This window comes from Ammoniphilus soli, assembly GCF_040813775.1.
In genome coordinates this window covers 1-22,827 of the sequence record NZ_JBEGDL010000050.1, presented here as the reverse complement: position 1 = coordinate 22,827, position 22,827 = coordinate 1, and the positions used below count along the sequence as shown (strand labels likewise).

General features: G+C 34.7%; 33 protein-coding genes and 2 pseudogenes. 7 read left to right on the top strand and 28 right to left on the bottom strand.

Features of this window, described 5'->3' with window-relative positions:
- Positions 1–216: 216 nt before the first annotated feature.
- A pseudogene (locus tag ABLT31_RS35240) lies at positions 217–357 on the top strand (IS3 family transposase); the annotation flags it as partial.
- Positions 358–392: 35 nt separating this feature from the next.
- Here ABLT31_RS35240 and ABLT31_RS35235 read toward each other — a convergent pair.
- Positions 393–1,433, bottom strand: coding sequence for a hypothetical protein (locus tag ABLT31_RS35235; protein ID WP_367760327.1), 1,041 nt, complete (start codon positions 1,431–1,433; stop codon positions 393–395).
- A 37-nt stretch (positions 1,434–1,470) separates the two neighbouring features.
- On the opposite strand from ABLT31_RS35235, the gene ABLT31_RS35230 reads away from it, so the two are divergent.
- Positions 1,471–2,037, top strand: a complete 567-nt coding sequence (locus ABLT31_RS35230) for a hypothetical protein (RefSeq protein ID WP_367760326.1) — start codon at positions 1,471–1,473, stop codon at positions 2,035–2,037.
- 398 nt (positions 2,038–2,435) lie between these two features.
- On the opposite strand, the gene ABLT31_RS35225 is transcribed toward ABLT31_RS35230, so the two are convergent.
- The gene (locus ABLT31_RS35225) at positions 2,436–3,464 is read right to left on the bottom strand and encodes an ATP-binding protein (protein ID WP_367760325.1); all 1,029 of its coding nucleotides are present in this window, start codon (positions 3,462–3,464) and stop codon (positions 2,436–2,438) included.
- Positions 3,465–3,998: 534 nt separating this feature from the next.
- On the opposite strand from ABLT31_RS35225, the gene ABLT31_RS35220 reads away from it, so the two are divergent.
- Positions 3,999–4,268: a DUF3986 family protein gene (locus tag ABLT31_RS35220; protein ID WP_367760324.1), complete on the top strand. Its 270-nt coding sequence runs from the start codon at positions 3,999–4,001 to the stop codon at positions 4,266–4,268.
- Positions 4,269–4,894: 626 nt separating this feature from the next.
- Here ABLT31_RS35220 and ABLT31_RS35215 read toward each other — a convergent pair.
- The 18 genes and pseudogenes from ABLT31_RS35215 to ABLT31_RS35130 form a co-directional block, all read right to left on the bottom strand.
- Positions 4,895–5,896: a hypothetical protein gene (locus ABLT31_RS35215; RefSeq protein ID WP_367760323.1), complete on the bottom strand. Its 1,002-nt coding sequence runs from the start codon at positions 5,894–5,896 to the stop codon at positions 4,895–4,897.
- A 53-nt stretch (positions 5,897–5,949) separates the two neighbouring features.
- Positions 5,950–6,372 (bottom strand): hypothetical protein, encoded by a 423-nt coding sequence (locus ABLT31_RS35210; RefSeq protein WP_367760322.1) that lies wholly within the window; start codon positions 6,370–6,372, stop codon positions 5,950–5,952.
- Positions 6,373–6,638: 266 nt separating this feature from the next.
- Positions 6,639–6,974: a hypothetical protein gene (locus ABLT31_RS35205; protein WP_367760321.1), complete on the bottom strand. Its 336-nt coding sequence runs from the start codon at positions 6,972–6,974 to the stop codon at positions 6,639–6,641.
- An 86-nt stretch (positions 6,975–7,060) separates the two neighbouring features.
- Positions 7,061–7,870, bottom strand: a complete 810-nt coding sequence (locus ABLT31_RS35200) for a hypothetical protein (protein ID WP_367760320.1) — start codon at positions 7,868–7,870, stop codon at positions 7,061–7,063.
- A gap of 74 nt (positions 7,871–7,944) precedes the next feature.
- A complete protein-coding gene (locus ABLT31_RS35195) occupies positions 7,945–8,778 on the bottom strand; it encodes a sigma-E factor regulatory protein RseB domain-containing protein (protein ID WP_367760319.1) in 834 nt (277 codons plus the stop codon).
- Positions 8,779–8,949: 171 nt separating this feature from the next.
- On the bottom strand, positions 8,950–9,477 hold the full coding sequence (locus ABLT31_RS35190; protein WP_367760318.1) for a hypothetical protein: 528 nt from the start codon (positions 9,475–9,477) through the stop codon (positions 8,950–8,952).
- A 303-nt stretch (positions 9,478–9,780) separates the two neighbouring features.
- Positions 9,781–9,927 carry a GrpB family protein gene (locus ABLT31_RS35185; RefSeq protein ID WP_367760317.1) on the bottom strand — a complete coding sequence of 49 codons (147 nt, stop codon included), beginning with the start codon at positions 9,925–9,927 and terminating at the stop codon, positions 9,781–9,783.
- A 278-nt stretch (positions 9,928–10,205) separates the two neighbouring features.
- A pseudogene (locus ABLT31_RS35180) lies at positions 10,206–10,865 on the bottom strand (AAA family ATPase).
- Positions 10,866–11,299: 434 nt separating this feature from the next.
- Positions 11,300–11,518: a hypothetical protein gene (locus tag ABLT31_RS35175; RefSeq protein WP_367760316.1), complete on the bottom strand. Its 219-nt coding sequence runs from the start codon at positions 11,516–11,518 to the stop codon at positions 11,300–11,302.
- An 85-nt stretch (positions 11,519–11,603) separates the two neighbouring features.
- Positions 11,604–12,077 (bottom strand): DUF6843 domain-containing protein, encoded by a 474-nt coding sequence (locus ABLT31_RS35170; protein WP_367760315.1) that lies wholly within the window; start codon positions 12,075–12,077, stop codon positions 11,604–11,606.
- A gap of 130 nt (positions 12,078–12,207) precedes the next feature.
- Positions 12,208–12,834 (bottom strand): hypothetical protein, encoded by a 627-nt coding sequence (locus ABLT31_RS35165; protein ID WP_367760314.1) that lies wholly within the window; start codon positions 12,832–12,834, stop codon positions 12,208–12,210.
- 115 nt (positions 12,835–12,949) lie between these two features.
- Positions 12,950–13,432, bottom strand: a complete 483-nt coding sequence (locus ABLT31_RS35160) for a hypothetical protein (protein ID WP_367760313.1) — start codon at positions 13,430–13,432, stop codon at positions 12,950–12,952.
- Between the two features lie 147 nt (positions 13,433–13,579).
- Positions 13,580–14,107, bottom strand: a complete 528-nt coding sequence (locus ABLT31_RS35155; RefSeq protein ID WP_367760312.1) for a hypothetical protein — start codon at positions 14,105–14,107, stop codon at positions 13,580–13,582.
- Positions 14,108–14,328: 221 nt separating this feature from the next.
- Entirely contained in the window at positions 14,329–14,655 is a 327-nt protein-coding gene (locus tag ABLT31_RS35150) for a hypothetical protein (RefSeq protein ID WP_367760311.1), read from the bottom strand.
- A gap of 171 nt (positions 14,656–14,826) precedes the next feature.
- The gene (locus tag ABLT31_RS35145) at positions 14,827–15,033 is read right to left on the bottom strand and encodes a hypothetical protein (RefSeq protein WP_367760310.1); all 207 of its coding nucleotides are present in this window, start codon (positions 15,031–15,033) and stop codon (positions 14,827–14,829) included.
- Between the two features lie 167 nt (positions 15,034–15,200).
- The gene (locus ABLT31_RS35140; protein ID WP_367760309.1) at positions 15,201–15,593 is read right to left on the bottom strand and encodes a hypothetical protein; all 393 of its coding nucleotides are present in this window, start codon (positions 15,591–15,593) and stop codon (positions 15,201–15,203) included.
- An 87-nt stretch (positions 15,594–15,680) separates the two neighbouring features.
- A complete protein-coding gene (locus tag ABLT31_RS35135; protein ID WP_367760308.1) occupies positions 15,681–15,851 on the bottom strand; it encodes a hypothetical protein in 171 nt (56 codons plus the stop codon).
- Complete coding sequence (locus tag ABLT31_RS35130; RefSeq protein ID WP_367760307.1) at positions 15,832–16,062, bottom strand: hypothetical protein; 231 nt, start codon at positions 16,060–16,062, stop codon at positions 15,832–15,834. Before ABLT31_RS35130 ends, ABLT31_RS35135 begins: the two co-directional genes overlap by 20 nt.
- A gap of 145 nt (positions 16,063–16,207) precedes the next feature.
- Here ABLT31_RS35130 and ABLT31_RS35125 point away from each other — a divergent pair, with 145 nt between their 5' ends.
- From ABLT31_RS35125 to ABLT31_RS35110, 4 genes are read left to right on the top strand one after another with little or no spacing between them, the layout of a single operon-like run.
- Positions 16,208–16,561, top strand: coding sequence for a hypothetical protein (locus ABLT31_RS35125; RefSeq protein WP_367760306.1), 354 nt, complete (start codon positions 16,208–16,210; stop codon positions 16,559–16,561).
- A gap of 21 nt (positions 16,562–16,582) precedes the next feature.
- On the top strand, positions 16,583–16,888 hold the full coding sequence (locus tag ABLT31_RS35120; RefSeq protein WP_367760305.1) for a hypothetical protein: 306 nt from the start codon (positions 16,583–16,585) through the stop codon (positions 16,886–16,888).
- Positions 16,889–16,903: 15 nt separating this feature from the next.
- Positions 16,904–17,176 carry a hypothetical protein gene (locus ABLT31_RS35115; RefSeq protein WP_367760304.1) on the top strand — a complete coding sequence of 91 codons (273 nt, stop codon included), beginning with the start codon at positions 16,904–16,906 and terminating at the stop codon, positions 17,174–17,176.
- Positions 17,177–17,225: 49 nt separating this feature from the next.
- A complete protein-coding gene (locus ABLT31_RS35110) occupies positions 17,226–17,600 on the top strand; it encodes a hypothetical protein (protein ID WP_367760303.1) in 375 nt (124 codons plus the stop codon).
- A gap of 758 nt (positions 17,601–18,358) precedes the next feature.
- Here the strand turns inward: ABLT31_RS35110 and ABLT31_RS35105 are convergent.
- From ABLT31_RS35105 to ABLT31_RS35070, 8 genes are all read right to left on the bottom strand, one after another.
- Positions 18,359–18,826, bottom strand: a complete 468-nt coding sequence (locus tag ABLT31_RS35105) for a hypothetical protein (protein ID WP_367760302.1) — start codon at positions 18,824–18,826, stop codon at positions 18,359–18,361.
- A 112-nt stretch (positions 18,827–18,938) separates the two neighbouring features.
- Positions 18,939–19,745 (bottom strand): hypothetical protein, encoded by an 807-nt coding sequence (locus tag ABLT31_RS35100; protein ID WP_367760301.1) that lies wholly within the window; start codon positions 19,743–19,745, stop codon positions 18,939–18,941.
- Between the two features lie 70 nt (positions 19,746–19,815).
- Positions 19,816–19,944, bottom strand: coding sequence for a hypothetical protein (locus ABLT31_RS35095; RefSeq protein ID WP_367760300.1), 129 nt, complete (start codon positions 19,942–19,944; stop codon positions 19,816–19,818).
- 84 nt (positions 19,945–20,028) lie between these two features.
- Positions 20,029–20,427: a S26 family signal peptidase gene (locus ABLT31_RS35090; protein WP_367760299.1), complete on the bottom strand. Its 399-nt coding sequence runs from the start codon at positions 20,425–20,427 to the stop codon at positions 20,029–20,031.
- Positions 20,428–20,651: 224 nt separating this feature from the next.
- Positions 20,652–20,930 (bottom strand): hypothetical protein, encoded by a 279-nt coding sequence (locus ABLT31_RS35085; RefSeq protein WP_367760298.1) that lies wholly within the window; start codon positions 20,928–20,930, stop codon positions 20,652–20,654.
- A gap of 138 nt (positions 20,931–21,068) precedes the next feature.
- The gene (locus ABLT31_RS35080) at positions 21,069–21,470 is read right to left on the bottom strand and encodes a hypothetical protein (protein WP_367760297.1); all 402 of its coding nucleotides are present in this window, start codon (positions 21,468–21,470) and stop codon (positions 21,069–21,071) included.
- Positions 21,471–21,653: 183 nt separating this feature from the next.
- The gene (locus ABLT31_RS35075; protein ID WP_367760296.1) at positions 21,654–22,145 is read right to left on the bottom strand and encodes a hypothetical protein; all 492 of its coding nucleotides are present in this window, start codon (positions 22,143–22,145) and stop codon (positions 21,654–21,656) included.
- A gap of 166 nt (positions 22,146–22,311) precedes the next feature.
- The gene (locus ABLT31_RS35070; RefSeq protein WP_367760295.1) at positions 22,312–22,560 is read right to left on the bottom strand and encodes a hypothetical protein; all 249 of its coding nucleotides are present in this window, start codon (positions 22,558–22,560) and stop codon (positions 22,312–22,314) included.
- Positions 22,561–22,827 lie beyond the last annotated feature (267 nt).

The following is a 22,827-nucleotide window of genomic DNA, read 5'->3' as shown; positions in this document are numbered from 1 at the left end:
ACGGAAAACCTCCTATTAAAAATTGTATTAGTTTAATAGTACACCAATACAACAAAAACGTGCAATTAGACTAAACTGGGATTGTTAACCTATAAAGACTTCTATAATTAGGCCCCGTTTGCTTATTTAATCCCAATTGTTAAATATGGTTTGTCATAACTAGTTGGTCTTCAGAATTCAATTGAATCAACTCACCTTCATTTAGTTGGTTTCGATTTTAAGCAAGAACTAGAAAAATATATAGAATACTATAATCAGAAACGAATCAAGACAAAATTAAAAGGCATGAGTCCGGTACCGAGTTCATGCCCTACAAGCCAACGAATGCAGCCTTTTGGAAGTATTGATGTCCGTTAGCACAATACGAATGTTTTTTAAGGACTATGTTCTTGTTAGTCTGTTGTTTTACCTTCTGTAAGTGAATCAAGGTTATAACCCTCTGCTAAAGCTGGGAAAGTCCCTTCTGCTTTAGGAGTAGAAGCCTTTGCCAAAATAACTATCCCTTCACGTCCATTCACTTTAATTTCATCCACGAGGTATCCCTTTTTGGGATGAATATACCAGTTACCATTATGCTGCAAGATTGTTGTTTCATTAGGCTTGCTTTTAGCTTCTTCCCATTGAGTGCGAATTTTTTCAGGAATGTCTATATTACCTGTCCCTATCCGTGTTTGTGGCTTGTTAATTGGTACTCTCCGTTCATCGTTAACGAGAGGAATAAATTCCTCAACAACTTTCCCATGTTCTTCCCATGAAACTTTCATAAATGCACCTTCACTAAACTTTTCTTTTAAGTAAAAAATAAACTGGTCAATATCTTTTGGATTTCCTCCAATGCTATGTTTTCTTCCTAATGTAGTAGTCTTATTCGATATATCAGCATTACCTGATATATAAAAATGGAATTTATTGGGTATTTTTGATTTTTTTGAGCCATAAGCTTTACTTATTCCTTTTCCAATTGGCGATTCTATGGGATACGCAAAGTGTATTTGTTTCGGTAGTGTCGTGTCCCTTCGAAAAGTAACAAATGTATCAGTTGCTATTTGATTATCACTTAAAAGATTGAAGTTGATCTCAGCCTTCCAATGTTCGCTTTCTCCTACTAATTTAAAAACTTCTTTTTCTATTGAAGGTGTCTCATCCAATAATTTTATAGCATCTAAAACATGACTTTTAACCTGTTCCTTCTCCGGTACGGATAACTGCTTCCATTCATCAAATTCAATACCTTTTGGTGGTTTTTCGGGAGCAAGAATAGTTAAAGGTTTATTCATTTTTCTGTTCTTTCCCTCTATAAACTTTGTTTTATTATTGGTTTGATAGCCATTCCAATCAATAATGTGTACTAGGTATCGAATTTCGCTTTCTATAAAATTACCATATTTATCATAGTCATCTCGGGCCTTAAATCCATATGAAGCGGAAGGCAAAACGATTGTTGCAGAACACAAAGAAGCTGGGGTTAAGTTGTATGCAGAACATGATAAACGTAGAGGTAATTGGGTAAATTTTAATGTTGAAATTCAAGATATGAAAACATGGAGGGATTGGAAAAACTCAGACAACCCTTCTTATGCACCCCAAATTATTTATGAGGATCTTTCGGGGGATGGAAAAAAAGACGTTATTATTATTCTCACTCATGGTCATGGATCGGGTTTTTTAGAACAAGAAGCTCATGTGTTTATAAACGAATACTGGTGGGGGGAGCGTCTCATCGAAGATCCGCTAATCATAGGCATGAAACATATACAATCCAGAATTTATGGCCCTAAAGGGAAAGAAATTGCTGAGATCACTGTTAGAGGGAAGACATCCAGAGTCAGTGTTGGTAAGTTTATTAATTTATATCAGGATGTAGGTTTTGGGCGACAAATTTGGTATGAAGTCAAAAATAACAAATTATATGCTTTTATGGATGCTTCGGCTAGTCCGGCAGCTTCTATTGGATCATTCGAGATCGAATACGAGTATAAACAAAAAATTTTTCAGATGAAATCCATCGAATTTAAAACTACGTTAGAAAACAATTAAAAAATCCCAATGTTAACCACTTTCAAGGAGCGAATTAAGCTCCTTTTTTATGTGTACGGAAAATATTTATCCGTAGACTCATCGCCATGTAACCAATATCTCTCGTGTTACATTAAAACTTTTTTCGGTGGAAAAAGTGCCGTTAAATAATTACACGCGGAATTTTTTGCTCGTTAATAAGCGATTTCACCTTTAATCCTTTTCAAATAAAGGTTTCTTACCGCATAGAAGGAGAGTTATACGCGGTAATTATACGCAAACTGTTATTCAACTCTCGGGCAGTTATCCGCAATAAGGGAACCTGAGAAAAGCACGATTTTATAAATTTCCATATCAAAAAAAGTGATAAAGTTTGTAAAAAAGCACCCTGTACCTTGTCGGTCTGGGTGCTTTTAACTTCAGTCAACCGGTAATAAAATCTCAACAGTAGTACCTCTTCCTACTTCACTTTCAATTCTCATAGTTCCCTTATGATTTTGGATGATACGCTGGCTAACCATTAACCCTAAGCCTGTTCCTGTTTTTTTTGTTGTGAAGAATGGATGCCCGATCTTCGATAATTGATCTTGAGGTATGCCCCCTCCCTGATCTATAAATCGAATACATATTTGATCATCTATTCCCTTTGCTTGAATGAATATTTTTCCACCATGTGGCATGGATTCCATCGCATTCTTTAAAAGGTTGATAAAAACTTGTTTCAAAGAACTTTGACAAGGGATTAAAGGTAAATGATGATCGTAGTCCTTCCTGATCACCACATTACGAAGGTTCGCTTCTCCTTCAAGCAATTTTACGACGTCATTTAATTTGTCCGGAACACTATCGAGTATAAAAGTTTCTTTTGAAGGTTTAGCCAATACTAACATTTCACTTACGATCTCGTTGATTCTATCAATCTCTGAGAGCATCACATCGAAATAGGTTGTATCAGCAGTATCCCTAGATTTAAAAAGTTGTAAAAACCCGCGCAGACTGGTCAATGGATTCCGGATCTCATGGGCGATTCCAGCAGCTAATTCTCCTACCACGGAAAGCTTTTCTGAGTTAATCATTAGTTCCTCGTTTACCTTCTTCTCCGTAATATCCGTGATCTGTACAATTTGATGGGAAGGTACACCGCTTTGATCCCGAACTAACGACACGCTTAAAGTTACCCAAATGATTTTCTGAGATTTATGTATGTACCGTTTCTCCACTTCAAAAGAGCCTACCTTCCCCTCAACTAACTGTTTGTAACCAATGGAGTAAACTCCCAGATCATCGGGATAGGTAATATCTTTAAAAGTCATGTTTAATACTTCCTCTTCTGTATACCCAAGTAATCTACAAAATGCAGGATTCACTTGAATCCAGCGCCCATCCATATCAGATACACACATACCGATTGGTGCATTGTGAAACACATTGGAGAAAAATTGATCCATATTCTTCACCTACCCGTTCATACACTCAGATTATTCCATATATTGGCTATTATAATTATACCATAAATTAGAAACTGACCTATACCTTTATGACCGGTACGGGTGCCTTTCTAGTTGGTTTGGATTTAGTTATCATATACCGTAATGATCAAACACCATCTTTCTTAATTTAGGACTTAGGTGAACCAAAGAAAGCAACCTAACTCGGTGAAATCGTTGAGTAATTGTTATCCAGCACTCCCGTTTCGCCTCTAAGCCAACAGCTTATTTTTAAACAAATTAGTTTGTTAACTTTTTGCCTTGATATCACACCGACGGCTTTTTCCTGAAAATGTTATTGAAGTAACGGGAATCGATAGTGAATTAACACATTGCGCCTAATTCCACATTTTTGGTGAAATTAGGTCCTTTTTATTTCCGCGTGTAATTCGACTACTACGCGGTATTTATACGCGATTACGGTAAAAAATAATGCGAAGTGTTACAATAAAGTTATAAAATCACTATTTATTAAATTGTAGAGGTGATGTAATCATGCCCGATTATGAACACTTCCATTTAGGCTACTACAAAGATGGTCACGATATAGAAGCAATTGGTTTCAGAAATAATGAAGGAACTTATGACGTATTCTTTGATGATTTTCAAGATAAGGGGCTGTTTGATAACAGTTTCGTAAGACACGATGTATACGGAGTATTGCTCTTTAAAGTAAAGGATGAATACAAGGGTTTTTATAAATTTCAAAAGTGGGTCGAAAATGAATTACTGCCTTTCAGAAGAAGAAGAATGAACCGCGTATAATTGTATTTCGCCGATGGAATTATACGCGATCCACTTACTTCGCTCTTTGGAAGAAAAAAAAGTTGAATAAAAAAATCACCTTTTAGGTGATTCCCGTTATGGGTTTTCATTAACTTCTTGTTTCTTGAGTTGATTAGTTCGATAATTATATTCACAGTAAAGTAAAGTAGATAACAAAAATAAACAAGTGATTTTTTGAGTAATATCCAGATACCAAATCCCTATGTTAGCCTGTGGAGTAGACATGATTATGAGATAGAGCAATATAAGCCTATATAGAATAAGCAATACAATCCCTCCTTACATGGTAATTAAACCCAATTTATCATGCTATATCTGTACAAGCAACCTAAAGTTTTTAAGGTGGCTTAGGAGTAACCTTAATTTCACTAATAGGATTCGATTCTGCGATAATCACAGTGGATTATCGTTTTTTGTTTTCCGCGCGTAATTCGACTAAAACGAGGGATTTATACGAAATCGCGAAAGCCAGTATAATTGTATTTTTCAGATCAAATTATACGCAAATATTTAATTTTAGTGGAATAATTAGACAACTAAATCTTAAATGTTAGTTGTACTAATACCGACACTTAAATATTGTATTTGACTCAAATTTAGCTTACTTACGAATATCCACCTCTAGGCTCCGGCAACTTTTTGTATTCAGGTCGGGATTGGATGATTTCATCTCTTATATACCAATCAATGAGTTCCTTCAGTTTTATAGCCTCATCTTCTCCTGATGAAATTCCCTGTTCCCAATAAATTTCTTTTTGTTCTCCACTGATTTGGATTTTTAAGTAGTAGCTCTGATGTGGTGTTTCAATAATGTTACTTTCAGGATCAAATCGGGTAGGATAATCTAAAATATTGATTCTTCTCATTTCATCATAAATGGTTTTCATTTCTTCTTGAGAAAGTTTTAAGTTGATCGTGATTGCCGGATCAACCACCATGTCTTTAGTAAATGTATCCTCAAATGTGTTTAAAATATTTTTGTTTCCAACTCCGTATTTGACCAAAAACTCGAAGTCCTGTGGCATCTGTTTAGGCATTATATTGTTTTTATCATCGTTTGTAGATTCTTGAACAGGATACTTCTTTCGAAGTTCTTTGTATTCCTTGAGGTCTTGACTAATGGTATTAAGAACCATAGTCATGTCTTCAATAGGCCCGGTTCCATCCCTTAAAGAACTCGCGTAATATTTTTTATAAAAGGGAGCATCAGATTGTAACCTTTTTGTTGCAGTATCTATCATATATCCCAGTTTATAGATATTCTGTTTTATTTGTCTCATGTTTTGTTTTATCTCTGGTTTTTCTTTATCCGAAATCAATAGTTTACGTCTTACATCTTTATGCCAAATACCGATTTCTTTGGATAACTGATTTAAAGTTAGCACATATTTTTCCTGATCTATTTTTTCAGAAGCAAATTGCTCCACATTTTTCTTTAAAGGAAGTGCAAAGTTCGTTTCAAAGACCTGAATTATATGACTCGCTTCAGTTTCAAAGGTATCGATTTTAGTGTTTTGATCATCATTTGGATTATGCTCAGAAACTTGCGTTTGACTACACCCCAACAGTATAACTAATATGAGAAAAACCACTAACTGACGATTCAATACAAATACCTCCCCCTTAGATGGTTAGCTAATAATTAGACGATCCTAACCATCTAAATGTTTTTGGAGATGACAATTTGCACTTGTTTAATATCTTGACCTAAATATTCACCTGTGATCGCGTCATAAGATTGAGTAAACATGGCATTTTTAATTAGTCCCACCTTATGGTGGTCATAACCGTTCGGGTAGTAAACTTGGATAACCCATAGAAGTCTATCCGGTGCAATTTCTGGGAAGTCTTCTGCTTTCTCGCCGACCAATTGCGCAAACTCCCGTAAAGTCATAAGCTCTTTCTTTTTCAGTTGAGCATTTTGATCTTTTAATTTAGCTTGGTCAATTTTTGAATCAATATCAACGACCTTTGCACGATTTTCTGCATTGTCATTCCCTTTTAAAACATATTCAGGCAGTTTTGTTATAGGTTGGTATAGTATTTGCGTCGTCCTGCGGCACTTGGTTAAATGCGTAAGCACTTCCTAGAGACAAAGTAAGAGCTACAATGCTACTGACAATTATCAACCTACGTCGCATAAGAGTTCCTCCGTTGTCGGGTTTCTAGTTATTTTTTCAATGGTGATGGATTCGTTTTTTATTATTGTACCATAATCTTCCTAATACTTTATTGGTACAATAGCCGGCCTATCTAACATTGAATACTTTCATTTATGGTGCGGTGATCCCTATCAAAAACTCTTTGATCTAAAGTCATTAAAATTAGTGTGACAATTAACAGGATACATTAATCAAAATGACGCTTTTTGTCTGGTTCAATATTGATTACTTCACCTGTCCATGAATCAATATTAAGGAGAAACCACTTGTCTTCCTTTTGTTCCCATGGCTTATCATAAACTGTAAGTACACTAATTTCATACATTGGGTGATTGAGAAAGGCGAAAGACCACTTTCTAGTCGCACCCATCATACTGACGTGATAACCTTCATCTAGTGGTGTATTATTTCTTGCAATTTCGTATGCTGTATCTACTGAAACAATTGGTGTTGTGTTATAGCTAAACAAAGCGATAATATATATCACCATTAAAGCGAGTATTGTAGTTCGAATCCTTTTCATCTCTATCATTCCATCCAATTAATTAATGTAAAATTGATATACATACCTGTTTCTTACCTCTCGATAAATTCCATGTTTTATTTAAATTAATATTCAGTCAATTTATCCACTTCATCATGCAACCCAATTTTGAGCATTTCTTCAATTACAAGTTCCCTCATGTCATAGTCACTATCAATAAGAAGCGTATATTGTGAATCTCTAATGAAAGCTAATTTACTTTCTAATGTTGCCCCTTCAAAGAAATCAAGTACATCTTGATAACTTGGAATTACATCTTTGCTTAATGGAAACACTTTATGGCTATCACTCTGTTTTGAAATACTTACAATCCCTATGCCATCCAATGTGGGAAGTATGGTTCTATTTGCTCTTTCAGTTAATACCCCATCTACATATGTATACAGATTGCTCAATTCCTGTACCCCAAATTCCTGTTTTAATCTATCGCTGACATATAAAGCATTTAGCTTAAATTCTGAACTGATTTCATCCCAATCATCAATTAGTTTTTGATATTGTTTTTCTTCTGTAAAGAAGGTGAAGTTTTCAATAACCATAGCTGACTTTAGTGTGCAGACTACAGCAATAAATTCCCTAATATTTCTTGCAACTACTTTTATATGTTGGGGATACCTCATTGGACTAACACATACTATATATGTTTCCTCTAAATTCTTGACAGTACCAAAATCAGTAAGGAAACCAAAGTGTATTCCATCTCCACCTGTACTTGCAAAGGTTATAACATCATAAGGAGTAGTTTCATATCTAAATGTTTGATTTTCAATTATTAGCGATAAATTTCTATCCAAAGACAAACCCTGTTGTTTAAGTTCTTTTTCTAACTGTATAAGTTTTTCGATTGATTTCAACTGTAAATTGTTTTTGTCCACTATGTTTTCTCCCCTACATAAAATTGCTCTTTCATTTAAAGAGAAAAGCAGAGAACAATTCCCTGCTTATGAAATCAACGCTTATGATATTCAGAACCATAAAATTTAATAAGGTCATTTGGAATGAAGAAGGATGATGTTTCAAGCTGACTATCAAATTCAATTTCAGTTACTTCCATGTTTTCCATTACCTTTCCATTTTCATCATACTCTTGGAATTTCAACAATACCCCTGTTTGGCTATCCACCCAAGCCTTAAATGAGGTTGCCCCATGTTTTTGTTGATAAGACGCAGGTAGTTCACCTTCTACAATCTTTGCTGTTCTGCCTAGTAATGTTTCTGAACCTGTGATAGACCATTTTGATGTATCCTCCATAACCCCCATAGCAACATCTTGAGGGAAGGTAACCATTTCTGCAAATCCAACATGAGCAGGGTCAAAGCGTTTATTATAAACCTTTTGCTTACCCCACCATCCTCTCTCATCAAAGCGTTGTTTAGGTTTATCATAATTATATTGTTGTGCTTGAGTAACCATGATTACTTGTCCATTTTCTTTGTTCACTAAGTATTGACCATCAAATTGTTGTTCCATGACAATGCCATTACCATTGTTTATTTTTACATAGCTTGAAGGGATACTACCTTCTCTAACTTGAAATTCAACAATCTGCTCGTTTCCTCCCAATCGCTTAGATGAAGTCTTAAAACTTCCTTTGAGAGTTTGATAATAATCAATGGAATCCCACATCTTTGAACGCAAATCAATATTGCCTTGTTCAATAGGCGATAATTCATCTGCACTTGCCTTTTCATTTTGGCTACAACCTGTTATTACACTATTCATTAACCCTAATACTCCAACCAATAATACCAATTTCTTTAGTTTAAATATATTTGTTTTCACATTTCCACCTCCTGTCTGTAAGACGCATAACTGCTTAAAAGGTTACATATTTTTACCAATTAATCATAAAATCACTTTATTAGAAAAAAGCTACCCTGCTTGGATTGGATAGCCTTAATGAACAAAAAAGGACTGCCGGATGCAGCCCAACTTATCGAACAATCGATCTCCCTATAGTTCAACAACAATCTTTTTGGATTGATTAATGGAATGGACTCTTTCTGCGTTTTGTTGGATCTTAAGAAGGGTATCGATCATTTTTGATTTTTCAACATGTTGAAATTTATAAAGAATACTAAGATATGTTTCTGCCATAATACTTACTTTATAAGGGTCAGGATCAATAGTTAGTTCGTAACGGGAGTTTTTTTCATCAGGTACTAACGCCATTTTATAAACTGCATCCTGATCTAAATTGTGGTTGTAATCATCAATAAATTTTGAAATTTCACTTCTAATGTTGCATGTATTTTCCTTTGTGGCTTTCGCATTTTTCCACCCCCATGAGCAAGCGAACACTACAACATAACCCATCCAGATAGACGCGGCGTATAAAAAGATAGTATCCCATCGAAACTTATCTTCAGCAAAATACTGAAAACCCATGACCAATAATATAATGACAATTAATGCTCTTAAGCCGTGAAATTCCTCTGATGTTTTCATTCGCTCTAACAGATCAAATATTCTTTTTAGCATTTTTACCCCTCCCTTAATAAGAGTGAAGCCTGCCCAAGAACATGTGGTGTGTCAGACTCGCACTTTCTCAGCTTAGCTTCCAAATTTCCAATGGACTTCTTCATATTTTATCACTCTCCGAAATTACATTCTCTTATTGTATGTTTTCGTATGAACACCCCATATTTTGTCTTTTAAGATGGTATCGTGAAAAAAATAATCACGAACTATGTGTATTTGGCAATCAACTCAATATGGAAAGATTCTTTTTCTAATCCAGTAGGGGAATACCTTTTAATAAACATCAAATGATTAATTCGGTTCCTACATGTGTATGTATTTATTTTGACTCATCTTGTCAATTATCAAATTCCTAACTTCACTTGCTTTTGGAATCTCCACTAGAATATCAATTGTAGGCTTTGCCGATAAATTTGGTACAGCCGTACTTCCTATATGTTCTATTCTCAAACGCTATATCTGAACCAAGGATATTTGAAATTAATTGTTTTTCATTTTCAAAATGTAAAGCTCAATTTAAGTCAAACGGTACAATTGTTATAGGATATAACTTGCCGAGTTCTTCTTTGTTCATGATTATCTCCTTTCGGATTGGGAGGGACATTTTTCCACTTCAATTCTATCTCGCCATCAAGAATACCTTCATTACAGGAATGCTGCCCGTTAGCAAAGCAAAACAGCAGAGGAAAGCTGTCGCGATCCCCTGCTATCAATCACTGTTAGCTCAATCAGTCGTTAAATAATTCTTTAAGAACTGATTGCCTGTTTTCAAGAAATCTTCTCGTGACCACATAATGAAGCGTATCCTCATAACCGATTTCACTAATTGGCTGAGTATCGAAATTTAAAATTTGCGCTTCCGGGTAACCAATAAAATAGGGGAATGCGTAGCTATGATGAATTGTGCTTCTTTATCTAGATCTTTGATAACCCGTAGTAACGCCAATTGCCTTGCGGGAGACAATGCAGCTTCTGGCTCATCCAGCAAATAGATTGCCTTTTTGCCGAAACGATTAAGGAACGCTTCTCCGTGTGACTGTTGGTGTAATGATTTTCCACCATAATATTTTAAGCTTTCCGGCATGCTGTCGATATGAGGCAAAATGATAAAATGTTTCTGCCCTTAAGAAAAAGCCATTCGTGATCTTAGGAAGCCAAGAAAGACGGATAGCATCTCCTAGTGAAGATTGGGAAGCCTCTACATCATAATTGTTATTTCTGCCCCCACCCGCAGTGTTAAAGCCACACTGATAAGCAATTGCTTCAAGAAGCGTTGATTTCCCTGAACCATTTTCACCAACAAAGAACGAAACATTCGTTCGAAACGAAATTGAATCAAGGGAGTTAAGTAAAGTGAGTGTTTTAACGCTATTCTTTTCTTTTTTTATCTCCGATGTAGTAATAGACAATAACTGGAACGATTATTAAAAAAGGTATCCATACATGCCAACTAGAGTAGAGAAGATATATTAGTAAATCCATCGGTACTCCTTTCCGTCACTGAATCCATAATAATAAAATAGCAGTAGCTTCATCTGTTTTCTTTCCATCTATTCTTCCAGTTGCCGCAGCAGGGTGCTCTTCCTGTCCCCGTACTATCGAATCCCGTTAGCAGAACTATTTCTTTCACAAATCGTTCTCCAAACCATGTATAAACATATAATTTAATCAACATATTTATCACACTCACACTCTCTATTCTAATTATCACTAGTATCTCAACTCGGTCTTCATCCAAGCTAGTTTCATAACAGGAAAATTCTACATATAAAGTTGACTATCCTTCTCTTAGTGGAACAAGAAAAGAGAAATTGCTCTTATTTCATTTTTCTACTGACTTTTTACTTTCACCAAAAAAATCCAAGTCTATATTTGCTTTAGATAATAGCTTAGTTCCTTTATCAATCTTTATTACCTGTGGTTGTATCCTGACCTTCCCTGCAAAAATTGCTTCATCATTTTTCAGTGCTTCCTCAATATCAAATTCAATACAGGAAGCGTAACCAGTTATGTAAATGCTAATGGTCATTAACAATGCCAAAAGAAGTTTGAACCACATAATAAAATCATCTCAAGGTTAGATTGCCCATCAAATAGAAAAAGGCATACCATAATAGGTACCCCCTCTAAGTTTCATTCTCTTTTAATTTCTTAACTTCTTGTTCCCACTGTTGCTCTGTTCCAACAAAAAAACGCTCAACAGTTGGGAATTTTTCTACCTTTCCATCTGCATGATGGACTTCATGGTCACCAACAGAAAATCCATGAATCATTTCAGGATTTTGACCAATCCTTTGTCCGTTACCTTTACTATCTACATAATAAAATTCCATCAATCCTGCTTTAAACTCACTAGAAGTCTTTACAACTCCTGTTTTTGGAACATTTATGCTGATAATAGTTTGACTTTTATAAAACAGACTATTATTTTGTTCTTCTGTCAAAGGAGGATATTCATACTGTGTGTAGGTGATTTCTACCCAACCTGTATAACCATTAGGTAATAAATATAAGTGTTTTACTTCATCATCAAATAGGAATATTGGGGAAACAAATATTAAAACAAATAATGAAAATCCTATGATATAAAACTTTTTCATTCTAATCACATCACCCTATTCATTGTACTTCAAGGGTATCATATTATTACCTTAAGCGGAATTGGATTAAACTACCAAGTTGGAGTACAGTTTCATGAGAAAAAATAAGGCATACCATAATGGGCATACCTTACTCCTCTACTTGTGCTATTGGTAAATTATCAATCTCATATCCATCTGGTGTTACCAAGTGGATTAACATTTTGTCAGAAGGCAACTTTCTTCTTTCAATCCATATTTCTTGATAACCTGTTCTCGTTGGTTCTGCTACAATAACCACTTGCTCCCATAATCTCTTTATCTCTTTAACCCTTGCATTGAGAACATAAAAACCTTCATTACTGTGAAACATTTCAAGTCTTGGTATAGTTGCTTTATGTTCTTCATTTGGCAAACCTAATGGTGCATAAAAGGTAGAACTATGCGAAGCACCTATTGGCACTTTAAAAAGTCTATGTGAAGCGTATTCAGCAACTCGTTCGTTTAATTTTTTATCCTTGAACCATTCATCATTCCATACACTTGAATAACTTGGTCTTTGCCACTTTTTATTGTCAAGGTTGACCATAAAGCGAAGTGAAATCCCCTGTTCTAATACCTGTTGGATAGGCTTTTCATCAAACTGTTTAAGCAATTCATATCTGTATGAGTATTTAAACTCTGGATTGCTATTTGTTTGTTGTTGCCTTTCAGCTTGGACAGGTAAAACTGTAATACACATTAAAGCAATTATTCCCATGATGAAGAACCTTTTCATAACATCCCTCCATTCATGGTTATTTTGCCCATCAAGTTAAAAACAATGAACAAAGCCAAAAGGCATACCATGAATGGGTATACCTTTAATTATTGATTTACTTCATTTTTAAAAATCATTGAACAGACTTTGTCTGTGAAAGTTTTTTTGATATGTATCCTTTTAATGATTCAGTTAATTGAATAGATACTGCTTCTGAATTTATATGATTAAGTGCCAGTACATTGTCCTTCGTAATACCAATTGCACTAAAAAGAACTGAATTACCAGATAGCAATACAACGAAATATTGTTCATCAAGTTTAATACTGGTTGGTACTTGATAATTTTGAATCTCCTTCCCCATCTTTAACTCTTTTAGGAACATTTTAACTTCTAATTTATCGCTAATAGTTATTTCCTCCACTTTATTCTCTTTATTATATTGAGAAATATTAATGGTTACAGGATTTTTATACCAGTACCAATCTCCACGAGTAACTTTGTCACTAGTAAAATTAAATGGGGTATATAAATAAATATTATTTAGTACAATCCATCCAAAAATGGTGCAGACAGCTAGAATAAGAATATTGTTTCTAATTTTACGATTACCCATGTGAGTAGTTACCATCCTCTTAGATTTGTACGTCTATTATCTAATAGGAAAGGGTGATGTAAAATAGGTAAATAGAGGAAATAAAAAACTACAATTAAATAATAGTGCAGTTCATGGACAATGTAAAAAGGTATCCGGGATACCTTTTTACTTAACTACTTGAATTGGTAGTTCAGCTATAATTTCAAATTTTTCTTCTGGATTTCCTTTTATTTCAAAAAATGCACCTATAGCAATTGTATATTTACCAACTGGAAGGTAAAGGTTAGGTTCAGAGTAAAATTTATCATAAAAATCAGCATTAGGGTCAGACCCATTCCAACCACCTTTTTTTACATAATTCTGATTATAAGCAATACCCTTTTTTATATTTGTGGACATTCCTATAGCATCAAAGAAAAATTTATGCTTTTTGAATAAACCATTATCATCTTTGATGGAAAATGCAAGCAATGGTTTACTATGCCATACAGTAATACTTTCCTTTTTACCATTATAGAGCAAATTAGCCCACACATTAATCTTTTTATCCTTGTGGTATACAGCATTATCAGCGTACAGCGTAACCTTAAAATCACCATCTTGTTTTGTTGCACTGATGGGTTGGGTATTGATTTCCTTAGAACATCCTACAAGTAGGACCGATACCATTAATATTATGGCTACTATTTTCATCTATTACCTCCATTCAAAATCATGGATGGTACAAGCCTATTATAATAGTTAATATATATGACCTTTTCAATATAAAGATACTTGTGGTACCCCTGGATACAATTTCGATAACGATTCCAAAACCCTTAATTTTCTTAGCTTTTCTAAAGCCAATATTTATTAACAGGAGTGTGTCTGTGGAATTGATAAAAAGCAAAAAATGTTGACACTTGGAATGCTAGTTATTCTAATGGTCTATAGTACTCAATTTTGTAATATCCATCATTACCTTTAGTTTCTACGGCTAGAGCTTTATTTTGGTCTACCCCTTTTATTTCTCTAATCTTACCTCCCTGTTTAAATGGAGGGGGAGCACACTCTGGTACATTGCAATCTATGCTACCATACTTGATTTCTCCAATAACGTTTCCTAATTTTGTTTCTGAAACAGTTTCATTTGTCAAACCATAAATAATTTCATTCCAGGCTATAGTATACACATACTTAATTGAGTGCCCAAATATTGGTTGGTTACTTTCTTTTTCACAACCTAAAATAAAAGTGAACATGTAAAAAAGTCCAATAAACACTAATGTTCTTTTCAGATACAACCCCCCTTGATTACCATCTCTTTATAATTTATGTATCTGTAATCTGTATTAAGACATGCCCTCAGAAATGTTCCAAAAATAAATCCTACCATCGCAAGGACAGTAGGATAATACTTGTGACCTAAATAGTTAATCACCATCACCACCCCCATCATCTCCATCACCATAAAAGAAATCAAAATCAGAATGACTATCTTTTACATCAGTATCAAATTGACCTTCTGCGCCCAGTTCAGAGTTAGGAGGAAAGTAGTGAACATATTTCTTCAAACGAATAATCACCAAAATTAACAAAATAAGCGTTCCAACTAAAATTACAAATCCACCTTCACTCAATTCATTTGACCCCCTTTCTTTCGTAGAATGTATATGGTTGATTATTAATGGACATGCAAAAAAATCCTGCCATCATTTGGACAGCAGGAACGCTGTTAAGATACCTATATTGTGTGTGTTTTACGCCTCTTTGAGCTACTTGATGAAAACACTATTTTTCATTTTAGCTATCCACTCCGGTTGGTTTGGTTAGTGCTCTTAATGTACAAATTGTACCATTCCCTACCATTACCCCACTGCTTAACAGGATTCTTATCCCCTAAAATCTGTATACAAGCCAAAGCCATGATAAATTCCCGTAATCCACTTTCTTTACCATGCTTAAATTCTTCTAGAAAATAATTTAGTGTCGTATCCCCTTGAGATACGATATAGTCGAATGCCTCTTGATTTGCCCTAATGTAATCGCATGGATTTGATGAAGTATTAGGAGCGTTTGAAGCAAACATTAGGATTTCTAGAGAATGATTGATATTTTTAATGATTTCCTTTTCGGTTTCAGCAGAAAAACCACAAACAAATAATATTAGGACAAAGCAAAACAAAATGATTCTTTTCATACAATCCTCCCAAAAGCAACTTTAACAATTAATAGCTGCCGAAGCAGCCATATATAAGCCAGAACTCAGGTAGTTACTCAAAAAGGGTTATTTCACTTCAATAGCAAATACATAATGAGTACCATAATGAATGGTTTTGCCTTCTTTGGAACCAAGATGTTTTTGGTCAACAAAAGACCAAGAAGCGGTCAGCTCATAAATATGAATGCCTTTCTCTGTTGGTACTTTAAAAGAGTTATCAAACAGTAGGTCGAACATCGGCAATTAATTGCGGTGTGTTTTCTGAATGGCTATGAATCATATTTAATTTCTTTACTTTGGGAAATTCTTCAACCCACGAATACGAACCACGTTTTGTAGGTATTTCAATACCTTCCACCAAAATAGTTGGGGCAGGTATAAAAATTGTTGCAAATGCCGTTTGGCAAACTAAAAAAAATAAACTACAAAGAATTGTAATCTTGTACATAAATCACCATCATTTTAGTTTTAGTGTTAGCTTTCCTAAAGTTACCGTACCTTATTAGATGAGCAATATTAATTGCTTTAACTACAATTTGAAACATTTGTTATTTTTAAACGTAAATGAAGTATAAACCAGCTCGGAGGTCACTATGTATATAAAGTTCAAGTGGTCGATAGCAATAACCATAGCGTTATACTTCTTTTTTGCTATCATATCCTTGGCTATAAACAAACAAATTGACGGAGGATTTGTGGCTAAATGGGGCTTTGGTTTCGGTTTGCTCCTCATTTTGACATCTCTCCCATTACACAAGTTATTCTTCTATGGAAGTCGCCCCATAGCACCAAACTGGGCACCCCCAGATGAGCATCTTTATCGCAAATTAGAGAGGGATTACAATGTGGAAAACGATGAAAGAGGAAAACCCTATCGTGTCATATTAATCTTTGCAGGATTGCTTTCTTTGGGAGTTGCATATCTCCTACACCTCTTGTTCGTGTAATTTTATATCCAGGAGGTTCTTATGAAGAAAATTTGGATTCCGCTACTGGCTGGAAGCATATTAACCGTACTATTAGTTTTCTTACTTCCAAATAAAGTGTCAACAGTAGCCTTATGTTTATTTCTGCTTGCGCTTTTTATCTATGGTGGCTCTCTTGGAGTACATACCCGAACAAATTATACAATGAGCCACCTCCCTACGAAGCAAATAAAGCACTACAAACCTGTGGATGATGACGATGAAGAGGAAGAACCTATACTATATAAATTTCTCTTTTTTCTCTCTTTACCTCCCGTCCTGTACTCCTTAATTAAGTATCTTGTATGAAATAGGAGGTGAAATATGTTTAACATCGTTACTTTACTTAAAGAGTTGTTCGGAAAGCGAAAAGTCGTGATTCACCTTACTAATGATGCTGGTGAGTCTATGAGGATTCAACGTATACTTACTGAAGAAGGTATTCGTTTTGACCAAGAAATTGAGGGAAATGCTCCGGTACAACTCCAAATGCAAATGGGTTACGTTTCACCAACCATAAAAATTAAGGTAAAACCAGAAGATGTACATTTAGCACAGGAAGCAATCAGAAAGAAGGGGAATAAAGAAATTCCTTAATATAAGCTTGAATAATAAGCAAGAATAGCAAAGCTGAGAGGAGAAATGCATGAAGATTTGTTCCAGCTGTAAAAGTGATGTGATTGAGGTAAATAATCGAATTCCCCTTAAGGTCATTCTTATCCTGTTGTTAATCTTTTTCGTTCCTTACGGGCTATTTCTTGTGTGGTTGCCTTTTCTTATCCCTTCACGTTATAAGTGCAAACTTTGTGGTTCTGAACAGGAACCTGTTGATATCGATTGGCGAGAATACGAAGAAAACAAGGAAGAATACCTCCGACTCTATCAAGAAAAACGTAAAGAACTCGAAAGTAATCTACAGCAATTAGAAAATAACGAAGGTTATGATGAAAAGGACTTACCTTCAGAGAAGGATGTTAAGGAATTATCTTATGTTGACGATAATAAAAAGAAATTACCTTAACAATTTTTGGTATTAATCAACGTAAAAATTGCATAGTTACTCTAAGCCCAAATTTTACTTAAAACTTCCAAAAGAATGGTTGCGAGTACGCAACCATTTTCCTTGTAAGACTATAGATTCCCGTTATTTCAACAGTGTTGACTACATACTTCTCAGTTACTTTCTTTGAAAACTTGTCATAACAACGTATCCAAATACCAATCCCATGATTTGAATAAACGGTGGCTTCGGCAACCAAGATGTAGGTACCAGTAATAAGTTCCAAAAGTATAGGAGATTGGCAAATGCAAAAATTGAAAATGGAATACCAACAAATAGAACCTTTTCCCACTTGATAGTCCATTTTCCTTGTTTTTGAATTTGAGAAAAGAGTGTGTCTAAACCTAAGATAATACCAATTAATATTGGAACCATTGTAGCGGGGATAAGAACTATACCTTATGAATAGGTCTCAGATGCTTTTCTTTGGACTTCCTCCAAATATGCATTACCAGTAAATATTCCAGTGAATAATAATAATGTGAAAATAATGTATCTAATCATTTTCTGGTATTCCACACGGCACCTCCCTTTAGCTTTCTCCAAAGTTAACGAATTCCGTTAGTTCTATGCTAATAAGTTTGTTTTAAATATTCTTTCATTTCATCAAAGTTATTTATTTCAAATTCGCCTTTAAACTTCGCTTTTTTGTTTTCTAGAATTCTGTTTATCAACCTAACAAGCTGTAAATGCCATGATGAACTGCTCCGAAGCTAACTTTATTTCTTTTTAAGTGCAAACGGGGCGGTTCGCATGATTTCTTTGCTATTCCCGTCTTCAATCCTTAATCTCAACTCATTCGCCTTTAATGCCTCAGCTGCACTCGAATACATTAGAACATACATTTCACCCTTAGAAGAAGGTTGGAACTTGCCATCTACATAATTGCCCAGACGTACTTCAATTGTACTTATGTCGGGACCAAAATTATGTATCCCATGTTCGTCAAACCAAAGCGATATTCCGTAAACTTCTTGAGTATTCAACTCATTTGCTAAAACAGCAATGTGTAGTAAATCTCTCTGTTTATCATATATTACCGTCACATTTCCTGACCCATTCTCAAATGCTAAATTTTCCGCTCTATCCGCTTCAAAATTAATCACTTTTTGCTCTACTTTTTCAGGTTTTGAACACCCTGTTAAAATAAACATTATTACTGCAAAGAAGAACATCGTCCTCAACAAAAATCAACTCTCCTCTCTGATATCTCTTTTAAATCGGTCATTAATTTCCTTATACTAACCTCCCGTTGAATAAAGGAAATCAACAATGACATTTAACAGAGTCATTTTTTAGTCAACTCTGAACAATTGATTTCGCTTCATCTCTTTTAATTGCTGCCCTTTCCCTGTTTACAATATGATTCATTCGTTCAGTCGTAAAAGCCCCTGGTGTAATCATATTATCATCCACCCAGTAAACAACCCTTAAGGATGTACCGTCCTTCAAATGAATTCGAAGGAATGTCCTGTTATCACCGGTCTTTTTCTTATACACTTCTTCCATGCCGACATAATCAAGCCCAAGGTATTCATCAATAAAAGCTTTGCTTGCATCCAATGTAAAATCTGAAATGTGGCTGCCATCTATGGTGCTTTCAAAACTAACTTTGACCACTCTACCAGAGATATCGTATATATCTGCCACCTTCGTTGCTTTTGGATTATTATCCGCTTCGTATAGATGTTCTCCAGCCATCAACCTAAAGTCCGAACGATACCCCTTTACTTCAAATATTTCTGTCCCTTTCGGCAATAAAGTGGCATCCCCATTTTTCATTCTGTAGCCAGAACAAGCATCACCGGACAACATATATCCTACTTCACCGACTTTATTTCCCTTTTGCAATTGAGAAGTATCACTTTCATAATTAGCATTGTAGCTAATATCGTTCCATTTTATCGCGTGAACATAATCAATTATCGCATCTGGACAATTTCTCACTTCATTACTTAGTTTATTCGAACAACTAGAGGTAAAAAGTAAAACTAACAGAAAAAGTACCAATATTGAATTTTTCATTCTTCCTCCAAGTTCCAACAGTTCCAATTTGTTTACCTTTTTATGAATCCTATTTTTAGACCATTTGCTTCTGGCAATCATAATAAATTAAGCTTTTTTCTCGTAAAAGAAAAAATAGAATTCACGACTTCTACGCCTCACCAAACCTTTCCTATTCCTTCAAAGAACCAATGACTTTCCCTTTTATATACTCTTTTGGGATTGATTCATGAATAGGACTTCTCCACCAGTTATCCCCTATAATAAAATAACTGTCAGCCGGTATAATAATGGCTTCCATTGAATAATTCGTTACTTTTTCTGCTGTTTTTCCTGCCCATCTAAATTCGTGACCATAAAATGTATCTAATTGTAAATTGTTAATTTAGACTTGACCATTCTTAATTTCTAAAACTTCTCCTGGCAGACCAATGACTCTCGCCACATGGTCTCCATCATTCCCAGAAGCCACTTTATTTGCCACTTCCTTCGGAATTTCCAAGTAAACTAAATCCCCTCTTGCAATCTCCTTTTCTTTAGGCGATACCACAGGCTGTTTGTTTTGGTCAAATCGTAAATCTACAACTACGTTTTTGGGGAACTCACTATCACGTTGCATGGAATCAGGATAGACTTCTACAATTTTTAAATGCTTCGCAAGCCTACCACCATCATATATAGGCGGTTTTTGAGTCGTATTGTTATCCGTAATCGTTTCTTGCGAACAGCCATTTAGAATAATCAACTCCGTTAGACACAATAGGATAAGAACGATTTTTCTCATCCTACACCTCCATTTAAAGTGAAAATTAGGCTTAACTCCTATCTCCTTCTTTTTTTATTTATAGACAGAAGATAGATTAGTATAAGGGCAGGCAATATAGCGGTAAATATTACTATGTATTCCATAAAGATTCTCCTTAAAAAGTAAAACACCATGACGTTCTTTAATCATGGCGTTTTAAAAAAGATTTAACACTCAACCAATACTTTTTAAAATAAGTTAAACTAATTACTTTTAGATAAAAATCCTACAATTCCAGTCAGCAAACCTATAACAATTAACAACCGCCCTAATGCGAAATATATGCCTTCGAATAAAGTAAAGGTATCCCCTAGATGTTTATAATCATGCAATTCATTTATAGCAAAACCTGTCAACACCAGAAGAATGGAGAAACCAATAATTTCAATAACTGCCTTACCCTTAATCTCTTTTAGAATAAATATAAAACTCACGATACCAATAGAAATAATAAACAGCAAAAACAACAATCCCTGTTGCATGTTTTACACCCCCAACGAAATTCTGCTAATAGAATTATCGTAAAGTTAATTGCTAATATACCCTTACACTTCAAAACTAAAGCATAGAGCACCTCTAAAGAACTACTTATCAACAATCAATCCCTATGAGTTAAAAAATTACTTAATACGCCCCTTACCTGCCAATTGATACTTTTCCTGGTTGCTTATTTGCTCTAATCGATAAACATAACCAAATTCTTCATCTTCTCTGAATGATGAGGCAGAAACCATATACTCTTCACCTTCTTCAATGAGGTTGTAAACCATTGATTCCTCAATAAAAATTTTATAACGCTCTCGGTTTTCTTCCTTTTCATAAGCGTTGTACCCGATAACCCACATTTCAAAATATTGTCCTGGTTCAATATGGTGGTGTTTCTCCTCAATGACCATACCAGCCATGCCAATACTTTTTGTCATTTGAGAAGTTGAATTTCCAAAGAAGAAAAAATAACTAATCAATAAAACAATAACGCACATACCTACTATTACAATCCCTTTATTACTGACTATCTTCAACCAAAGCTACCTCCTTAAATGAACACTTCAATCCATAAGGGTTTATAGTATTTTTGTGATTAAAAGAGTTACTCCTCAAATACTGCTAGTAAGCGCAGCAAATAAAAAATGGTTACCGGAGCAACCACATCATTTCGCTATCGATCTCCGTTCAATAACATAAGCTCCAAAGCTCTTTAAATATTACTTGGGAAGTGGAAAACTAGCCTCTATAAAATTATCGGTTTTAACTTCATCAAAATAGATATGTAACTCCATCCTCGGTTGGTTAACATCAATGAATTTGTTCCCTTCAACCATTTCTTTTGGAACGAAGAATTGAAGAATGACTTCTTCGTTAGGCTTAATATCTAATCTGTTTCCTAATCCTTCGATTTTAAAGGTATTTCCTCTAATATTCTTATTAACTTCACGAATGATATCAAAAGTAAGGTAAGCCGCATTGTGCCTGATTAAAAAAGGAGAAGTATTTTTAAGTTTGTATGAACAACTTATCCCATCGGATGTTTCATCCTTATTTACAAACTCAATTGCTCCTTGAATCTCCTTCATACCTGCCATCATGGATTCCCTGTCGATATTCTTTTCTAGTCGTTCATTGGTACAGCCAGAGAACACGAGTAAAAATAAACTACATAAGCTAACTAACTTCATTATTTTGATAATTAACTTCATTTTTTCACCTCGTTTCGTAATCTCATTAAATTATATAGTAAAACACCAATTATTTCCTGTACCTTTAGTGGTGTGTTTGACATTACTGCGCAATCGCTGAAAACGAGAAAAGGAGCCACGACAATGACTCCTTAACTATTGATCCTCGATAGTTGAAGAAATTGAGTTAATCATGTATCTTTCTTATGCTTCGTAATTCATCATCACATAATAGATAATCCTCTACCTCGTCTTTGTCATATACCAAAAAGAACACTTTGCCATCTCTTTCGAAGGATAAATCTAAAATTTTGCACTTAAACAAAGGTGATTCACCGATTTCGTAGCCTTCTTTAAATTCAATCTCATACCACTTTCCTTCTTCAATTTTAAATGGTTGATTTCGAACTTTTATGGTAATTGGTGTCCTATCCACTCAGTTTACTCCATTTCGAATTTCGTCAAGATTACTTATAGTATAAGGCTTATTCAACTAATGACACCCGATAGCGTAATAGATCTAATTCAACTTGGTACGACTATAACCCCTTTGTTTTACGTTGAACCACATAGAATAACCTTTTCGGCATACTTCCTTCTTCTAGTTCAGCAATCTCAATTAGTTCGTACCCCTTTGAAATCAGCTTAATTTTTTCTTTATCAAAAAAATGAAGGATGAATCCCTGCACTTCATACAAATCAC

Excerpts from the sequence above, each read along its gene's own strand:
- ABLT31_RS35150 (WP_367760311.1), bottom strand. The coding sequence starts at position 14,655 with ATGTTCACTTTTATTTTAGGTTGTGAAAAAGAAAGTAACCAACCAATA.
- ABLT31_RS35095 (WP_367760300.1), bottom strand. The coding sequence starts at position 19,944 with ATGGAAGCCATTATTATACCGGCTGACAGTTATTTTATTATAGGGGAT.
- ABLT31_RS35160 (WP_367760313.1), bottom strand. The coding sequence starts at position 13,432 with ATGGGTAATCGTAAAATTAGAAACAATATTCTTATTCTAGCTGTCTGC.
- ABLT31_RS35075 (WP_367760296.1), bottom strand. The coding sequence starts at position 22,145 with ATGAAGTTAATTATCAAAATAATGAAGTTAGTTAGCTTATGTAGTTTA.
- ABLT31_RS35205 (WP_367760321.1), bottom strand. The coding sequence starts at position 6,974 with ATGAAAAGGATTCGAACTACAATACTCGCTTTAATGGTGATATATATT.
- ABLT31_RS35135 (WP_367760308.1), bottom strand. The coding sequence starts at position 15,851 with ATGTTCGACCTACTGTTTGATAACTCTTTTAAAGTACCAACAGAGAAA.
- ABLT31_RS35165 (WP_367760314.1), bottom strand. The coding sequence starts at position 12,834 with ATGAAAAGGTTCTTCATCATGGGAATAATTGCTTTAATGTGTATTACA.
- ABLT31_RS35220 (WP_367760324.1), top strand. The coding sequence starts at position 3,999 with ATGCCCGATTATGAACACTTCCATTTAGGCTACTACAAAGATGGTCAC.
- ABLT31_RS35155 (WP_367760312.1), bottom strand. The coding sequence starts at position 14,107 with ATGAAAATAGTAGCCATAATATTAATGGTATCGGTCCTACTTGTAGGA.
- ABLT31_RS35120 (WP_367760305.1), top strand. The coding sequence starts at position 16,583 with ATGAAGAAAATTTGGATTCCGCTACTGGCTGGAAGCATATTAACCGTA.
- ABLT31_RS35225 (WP_367760325.1), bottom strand. The coding sequence starts at position 3,464 with ATGGATCAATTTTTCTCCAATGTGTTTCACAATGCACCAATCGGTATG.
- ABLT31_RS35170 (WP_367760315.1), bottom strand. The coding sequence starts at position 12,077 with ATGAAAAAGTTTTATATCATAGGATTTTCATTATTTGTTTTAATATTT.
- ABLT31_RS35110 (WP_367760303.1), top strand. The coding sequence starts at position 17,226 with ATGAAGATTTGTTCCAGCTGTAAAAGTGATGTGATTGAGGTAAATAAT.
- ABLT31_RS35130 (WP_367760307.1), bottom strand. The coding sequence starts at position 16,062 with ATGTACAAGATTACAATTCTTTGTAGTTTATTTTTTTTAGTTTGCCAA.
- ABLT31_RS35100 (WP_367760301.1), bottom strand. The coding sequence starts at position 19,745 with ATGATTGCCAGAAGCAAATGGTCTAAAAATAGGATTCATAAAAAGGTA.
- ABLT31_RS35085 (WP_367760298.1), bottom strand. The coding sequence starts at position 20,930 with ATGCAACAGGGATTGTTGTTTTTGCTGTTTATTATTTCTATTGGTATC.
- ABLT31_RS35115 (WP_367760304.1), top strand. The coding sequence starts at position 16,904 with ATGTTTAACATCGTTACTTTACTTAAAGAGTTGTTCGGAAAGCGAAAA.
- ABLT31_RS35125 (WP_367760306.1), top strand. The coding sequence starts at position 16,208 with ATGTATATAAAGTTCAAGTGGTCGATAGCAATAACCATAGCGTTATAC.
- ABLT31_RS35140 (WP_367760309.1), bottom strand. The coding sequence starts at position 15,593 with ATGAAAAGAATCATTTTGTTTTGCTTTGTCCTAATATTATTTGTTTGT.
- ABLT31_RS35190 (WP_367760318.1), bottom strand. The coding sequence starts at position 9,477 with ATGCTAAAAAGAATATTTGATCTGTTAGAGCGAATGAAAACATCAGAG.
- ABLT31_RS35090 (WP_367760299.1), bottom strand. The coding sequence starts at position 20,427 with ATGAGAAAAATCGTTCTTATCCTATTGTGTCTAACGGAGTTGATTATT.